This window comes from Okeania sp. SIO2C9, from assembly GCF_010672455.1.
In the GTDB taxonomy this organism is placed as follows: Bacteria; Cyanobacteriota; Cyanobacteriia; order Cyanobacteriales; family Microcoleaceae; genus Okeania.
Genome location: NZ_JAAHGO010000038.1, coordinates 61,312 through 68,140, shown reverse-complemented (window position 1 = coordinate 68,140; position 6,829 = coordinate 61,312). Strand labels below are relative to the sequence as shown.

Sequence of the window (6,829 nt, the reverse complement as noted above, 5' to 3'; positions counted from 1 at the left end):
CAAAAAGGGAAAATTCTCAAATGCTTTAGATATTTTGCCCAGTGGAAAAATTCAAGGTCTACTTTTACTGATGTTTCTCATCTACTAGATGTTGACTCAAAATACTCTTGGCAATTTTCCAAGATTATCTTTTTCCATGACATAAGTCTAAATCAACTTTTACAGCAGTTTTGGATTTGATGAAGTACAAAGTTTGACAAATTTAGGGAATAGGGAATAGAGATTAGTATTAAACTCTACCTCACCCTTGCTCAAATTTTCACCTCAACCTACCTTCTTCCTCCTTTCTTCTTCCTTCTTTTTTAGATATTTTGCCTAGTGGAAAAATTAAAGGTCTACTTTTGCTGATGTTTCTCATCTATTAGATGTTGACTAAAAATACTCTTGGCAATTTTCCAAGATGATCTTTTTCCATAACATAGTCTAAATAAATTTTTAAATTTACCTTCTTCCTTCTTCCTCCTTTTTTTTAAGTTTACCTTCTTCCTTCTTCCTTCTTCCTTCTTCCTTTTTCTAAACTTTACAAGCAACACATTGTTTTAAAATATTTTGCAAAGAAGGTAAGGGTAACTTGTTAAGAATTTCTGCCGCAAAAGCATCAATTAATAAATTACGACTTACTTCTTCATTCAAACCTCGACTTTGCAAATAAAACACTTCATCATCATCCAACTGACTAACAGTTGCTCCATGAGAACATTGAACATTATCTGCAATAATTTCTAATTGCGGTTTTGTATCAACCCTCCCACCAGAAGAAAGTAACAAATTACGATTTAACTGAGCTGCATTAGTCAACTGTGCAGTTTGAGAAACATAGACTTTGCCATTAAATATAGAATGCGCTTTCTCATCAACAATAGATTTATAAACTTGGTCTGTCACACCATTGGGATGATTCAAAATAATAGCACTGTGAGTATCCGCTTCTTGCTCATTACCAATAAATGCCAAACCATAAAGATTAGTTTCTGTACCCTCTCCCATTTGAGCAACTTCCAAATTATGACGAGATAACCTTCCTCCTAAATGGATAGCATTGCAAGTATAACGACTATTCTTAGCTTGAGCGATCGCTGTTTTGCCAATATGAAATGCTGCACCTGCATCTCGTTGAACGCGGGTATGATTAATTTCCGCATTTTCCTCTACCCATATTTCTGTAACTGTATTTGTCAGATAGGGACGAGAACTGGGTGCTTCCGGACAAATAACTTCTGCTGTCACACAATGCTCAATTATTGTTGCACTACTGTTACGCTCCGCTACTACCAAACAACGACGCTGAGTCAAAATCGGAATTTCAGTCTGAGTCGCAATAAATAATAGATGTATTGGTTTTTCCACAACTTGATTTTTTGGCAACCATACCACTGCTGCATCAGTTAAACCAGCAGTATTTAAGGATGTAAAGACTTCCTTGTTCCCCTGTTGTTGCCCCAAATAATCTCCGATGCGGTCTTGATATTCCGGAGGTAACTGCCCCAAATTTCCGACAAACACTCCATCTGTCAAACCTTTCACCGATGATAACTTTGGTGCAAATACCCCATTCACAAATACCAACCGACTGTCTATTGCTTCCGGTAAAATAAACGGAGCAATATTCAAAGCATCCAAATTTACTGGTGCAGGTGCTTGAAAATCTAACTTCATCATTGCAGACAAGTCAGAAAACCGCCATTCTTCATCTTGCTTTGTCGGAAAGACCAACTCACGCACCCAGGTTGCTGCGCGATCGCGTACTTGCTGTAACCAACTTGCCATATTTCCATCTAGAGGAAATTCTGGCGGTACCGTTGGAGACACTCCTTTACAACATTCTTTCAGCAACTTGTCTAAATAAGATATCTCTGGTTTTACGGACACTTGCATACTTTTTACCGAATAATTAAGGTTTAAAGTCTCTCCTTGAAAAGAAGAGGTAATAGTGTAAGCATTTCCTAGGTCATGCTGCGCAAACAGCAGTCAGCTATTCCTAGGTCATGCTGCGCAAACAGCTATATTAACTTTAGTGGACAATTTAAGCTAGTTGTTCTTGTACTTCAATTCTTTGTTTAAAAATGTAGTATAAGTTAAGCAAATGCTTGCTTCATTCATTAAATAGCTATTAGCTGAATGCTTACGTAATAGTTAATTATTAATTATTAATTGTTTAAACTTTTGCTGCTTCAACCACATCATCGTAACCTTTTTCTTCTAATTCTAATGCTAATTCTTTTGTACCAGTTTTAATAATTCTACCGCCCTCTGTTACATGAACAAAGTCTGGCACAATATAGTTTAATAAACGTTGGTAGTGAGTAATTACTAACAGAGAATTTGATTCATTTGCTAATTGATTTACTCCATTTGCTACTATTCTCAAAGCATCAATATCTAACCCTGAATCTGTCTCATCTAAAATTGCTAATTTTGGCTCTAACAATGCCATTTGTAAGATTTCATTTCGCTTTTTTTCTCCACCAGAAAAACCTTCATTTACACTCCGGTCTAAAAATTCTGGTTTCATCTTGACAATATCTAATTTATCCTGTACTAGATCGTCAAAATCAAAAGCGTCTAATTCTTCTAATCCCTGATGTTTACGTTTAGTATTATAAGCAACTCGCAAAAAGTCTAAATTACTAACTCCAGGAATTTCTAGGGGATATTGAAATGCTAAGAAAATACCATTTAATGAACGTTCTTCAGGCTCCATTTCTAATAAATTTTTGCCTAAAAAAGTAATTTCTCCCCCTGTAACTTCGTAGGCGGGATGACCTGCTAATACTTTAGAAAAAGTACTTTTTCCAGAACCATTTGGCCCCATAATAGCATGAATTTCTCCAGCTTTTATTTCTAGATTCAAGCCCTTGAGAATCTCTTTTCCTTCTACATTCGCCGTTAAATTTTTAACAGATAAAATAACTTCGCTATTTTCTTTAATCATATTTACCTCTGAACAGTTCTGAATATTTTTCAGGAATTATTGAATCAGGTTTTAGGTTGTAGGTTTTAGGTCATAGCTTCAATATTACTGGGATTTTAACTCCAATTAATTATGAACACTATGAAAAAAGTAAAGTTTCAAAGTCTATGACTTTTAATCCTGTTTAGCTACTACATATATCCCACAAATTCGGAGTGTAGTGACGACAATTTATTATATGAATTTTAATATAGTCAAATCAAATTAACTATTTTTATTTTCATCTACTCCTAATTATTTATATCATGCTTTTTGGAAAATCCACTAAATTTTTGTTATTAGTAGAAGTTTTAAAAAGGGGAGACTTTTGAAAGAGACTTTTTTGTTTGTGATTACAGCATTTTTGGAGTTAATTAGGTACAAAGTATTACAAGTTCAGAAAATAGGTAATAGAGATTAGTATTAAACTGTACCTCACGCTTCCTCAAAAGTTCTGTAATATTGTGATGATAAAATCACTGCAATTTTTATCCCTTTATTTTTAGCAAAATTACCACCATTTTTTGAGATGCCAACCAAAAAAATTAGCTTTCTTATTGATTAGTTGTACAAGTAGAGATAAATTTTATTTTTACTTCTTTTAGCCTACCGTACCTTCTAATTTCACACTCAATAATTTGTTAGTAGATGTAGGTTGAGTTGAGGAACCCCCCGTTAGCGCCAGCTTATCCGTTAGGATAAACCCAGCAACCTATATTATTAAAATAATCCAGTATAATACTATATCTATTTCACCTGAATATTTATAGGAATGTTAACCGATATAGATATAATTTTTTAGGAGTCCTAAACAGGGAAGGATATTGGTTGTTAAACCTCTTTAATTGCCAGAATGTAAGTAGTAAAATTACTTGTTTACCACTACCAGTTTTTGTTGGGTTGCGCTTTCGCTTAACCCAACCTAAATTTCCTGCATTTACCCTACCGTACCTTCTAATTTTAAGCTCAATAATTTGTCAGCTTCCACAGCAAATTCCATAGGCAACTCATTAAAAACATCCTTACAGAAACCACTAATAATCATAGACACCGCATCTTCAGCAGAAATACCCCGTTGAGTAAAATAGAAAAGTTGGTCTTCACCAATTTTAGAAGTAGAAGCTTCATGCTCAACCTTAGCAGTATTATTATCTACTTGAATATAAGGAAAAGTATTTGCTTGAGCGCGATCGCCAATTAACATTGAGTCACATTGAGAATAATTCCGCGACCCCTTAGCACCAGACCCCATTTTCACCAAACCACGATAACTATTAGCAGAGTTGCCAGCAGAAATACCTTTTGAAATAATTGTACTGCGAGTATTTTTGCCAATATGCACCATTTTCGTACCTGTATCTGCTTGCTGCTTATTATTAGTCAGAGCAACAGAATAAAATTCTCCCACAGAGTTGTCTCCCACCAAAACACAACTAGGATATTTCCAGGTAATAGCAGAACCAGTTTCTACCTGGGTCCAAGAAATTTTAGAATTTACCCCCTTGCACAAACCACGCTTAGTCACAAAATTATAAATACCACCCTTACCATTTTCGTCACCAGCAAACCAGTTTTGTACCGTCGAATATTTAATCTCAGCATTATCGAGAGTAACAAGCTCAACTACAGCAGCATGAAGTTGGTTAGTATCAAACATTGGAGCAGTACAACCTTCCAAATATGTTACCGAACTACCTTCCTCAGCAACAATTAAAGTACGCTCAAATTGACCAGCATCTCCGTTGTTAATTCTGAAGTAAGTAGAAAGATCCATCGGACATTTTACACCTTTAGGAATAAACACAAAAGACCCATCACTAAATACAGCAGAATTAAGAGCAGTAAAAAAATTATCCCCTACAGGTACAACACTACCAAGATATTTTTCCACCAACTCTGGATATTCCTGCACTGCTTCAGAAATAGAACAAAAAATCACACCATCTTCAGCAAGTTTCTCCTTAAAAGTAGTCGCAACAGAAACACTATCAAATACAGCATCAACCGCCACATTACTCAGACGCTTCTGCTCCGAAAGGGGAATGCCAAGTTTCTCAAAAGTATCCAACAAAGTAGGATCTACTTCATCCAGACTTTTCTTCTTATCTTGAACTTTTGGTGCAGAATAGTAAATAATATTCTGATAATCTATTTGTGGATAGTCAACCTGCGCCCAAACTGGTTCCTTCATTTGAAGCCACTTTCGATATGCTTTCAGACGAAAGTTGAGCATAAACTCTGGCTCATTTTTCTTAGCAGATATCAGACGAACTACATCTTCGCTCAGTCCACGAGGAATAGTTTCTGATTCGATATCGGTAACGAAACCATACTTATAAGGTTGATTAACTAAGGTTGTTACTTTAGCAGTCATTTTATTTATTTCCTAGTTATATTTACTGAAAAATTCAGGTATAAAGCCTCTCCATTCATGGAGAAAAAAGCGGTCGAGGGATGGCGAGGAAACCTGCACCATATCCATCAAACCAAGATAGCGGTCGATCTTCGGAGCTTCCCGTAGGGTGGAATGGCGAGGAAACCTGCGCCATATCCATCAAACCAAGAGAAGAAAAAAAATCCTTTGATCAAATCCTCTTAATTTATAAGAAGAGGTAATTCTAAATTCTAAATTCTAAATTCTAAATTACTAAATAATTTAGATGGCCTTTAGCGACCACTTAAACAACTTATTTGTTGCTTAAGTCTATTTTAGGTTACATTAACAACAATGATATTGTCAAAGTCCAATTTAAATATTTTTTTTTGACAAAATGGAAATTACCCAACAAAATTCGACCAAACAAGAAATCCTACAACATTTAATGAAGCGAACTCAAGCCACCGCCTTAGAGTTAGCAGAATCTTTAGAAATTAGCCCCCAAGCTATACGTCGCCATTTAAAAGACTTAGAAACAGAAGGACTTATTATATATAAGTCCGTACAAATCGGGATGGGAAGGCCACAACATATTTATCAATTGACCACTCAAGGACGCGATCGCTTTCCCCATAATTATGATGAATTTGCTGTTTCCTTCCTGGACACCTTAGCCGAAACTATTGGCCAGGACCAACTCAGTCAAGTATTGCACAAACAATGGCAGCGTAAAGCAATGCAGTATCGCCAACTATTAGGGACAGGAAAAGTGCAGGAACGCGTAGCCCATTTAGTAGAACTCCGCAAAGCAGAGGGTTTCATGGCAGAGTGGTATCCTGTAGAATCTCAGGAAGTGGACGAGCGATCGCTCAAAATTCAGAATTCAAAAGTCAAAAGTGATTCAGCTTCCTCAGCAGAAATAGGAGAACCACAGTTGCCCGTTGAAAGCTACATATTTATGGAGCACAACTGTGCTATCTCCAGTGTGGCCGAATCTTTCCCCAGTGTTTGTGGCCATGAATTAGAGATGTTTGGTGCTGTACTGCCTGATTGTACTGTGGAGAGAACTCATTGGATTGTTAATGGAGAACATCGTTGTGGTTATTTAATAACTAGGAAAGTTAATAGTTATATCAGGCAACAGGCAACAGGCAACAGGCAACAGGGAGAAAAACATTTCCCTGTCTGAGGTTCATCATCAGTCTCTGTCCTAAACAACTTGTTCTTGTTCCTTGCTATCAAAATGAGTGTCTAATTCTGAGATAGAATCCGGTTATTTAACGAAGTCATAAGTCATAAGTCATAAGTCATAAGTCATAAGTGATTTTTGTAACTGGGATTTGAGCTTCGCTCCAAAAAAATTTCGCCAGTCAAGGCGGGGTTTTAGACCCATATTATTTTGATAAATATGATATGTGTTGACCATTCTATAATTACTTCAATCTCCCCTACTCCCCTACTCCCCCACTCCCGGATCTATCTGTATATCCGTGCCATAATCC

General features: G+C 36.2%; 5 protein-coding genes. 2 read left to right on the top strand and 3 right to left on the bottom strand.

The window, feature by feature from the left end:
* Positions 1-180 (top strand): hypothetical protein (locus tag F6K23_RS24885; protein WP_293160794.1); only part of this gene is annotated, 180 nt, incomplete at its 5' end.
* A gap of 333 nt (positions 181-513) precedes the next feature.
* On the opposite strand, the gene sufD is transcribed toward F6K23_RS24885, so the two are convergent.
* The 3 genes from sufD to sufB all read right to left on the bottom strand — a co-directional run bounded on the left by sufD (position 514) and on the right by sufB (position 5,324).
* The gene (gene sufD, locus F6K23_RS24880) at positions 514-1,875 is read right to left on the bottom strand and encodes a Fe-S cluster assembly protein SufD (RefSeq protein WP_293160791.1); all 1,362 of its coding nucleotides are present in this window, start codon (positions 1,873-1,875) and stop codon (positions 514-516) included.
* A gap of 280 nt (positions 1,876-2,155) precedes the next feature.
* Positions 2,156-2,932 (bottom strand): Fe-S cluster assembly ATPase SufC, encoded by a 777-nt coding sequence (sufC, locus tag F6K23_RS24875; RefSeq protein WP_293160788.1) that lies wholly within the window; start codon positions 2,930-2,932, stop codon positions 2,156-2,158.
* A 955-nt stretch (positions 2,933-3,887) separates the two neighbouring features.
* Complete coding sequence (gene sufB, locus F6K23_RS24870) at positions 3,888-5,324, bottom strand: Fe-S cluster assembly protein SufB (RefSeq protein ID WP_293160785.1); 1,437 nt, start codon at positions 5,322-5,324, stop codon at positions 3,888-3,890.
* Positions 5,325-5,721: 397 nt separating this feature from the next.
* Between sufB and sufR the strand changes: the two genes are divergently transcribed.
* A complete protein-coding gene (gene sufR / locus F6K23_RS24865; RefSeq protein ID WP_293160782.1) occupies positions 5,722-6,516 on the top strand; it encodes an iron-sulfur cluster biosynthesis transcriptional regulator SufR in 795 nt (264 codons plus the stop codon).
* The last annotated feature ends 313 nt before the right edge of the window (positions 6,517-6,829 follow it).

Coding starts and splice junctions, on each gene's coding strand:
- sufR (WP_293160782.1), top strand. CDS start 5,722: ATGGAAATTACCCAACAAAATTCGACCAAACAAGAAATCCTACAACAT.
- sufD (WP_293160791.1), bottom strand. CDS start 1,875: ATGCAAGTGTCCGTAAAACCAGAGATATCTTATTTAGACAAGTTGCTG.
- sufC (WP_293160788.1), bottom strand. CDS start 2,932: ATGATTAAAGAAAATAGCGAAGTTATTTTATCTGTTAAAAATTTAACG.
- sufB (WP_293160785.1), bottom strand. CDS start 5,324: ATGACTGCTAAAGTAACAACCTTAGTTAATCAACCTTATAAGTATGGT.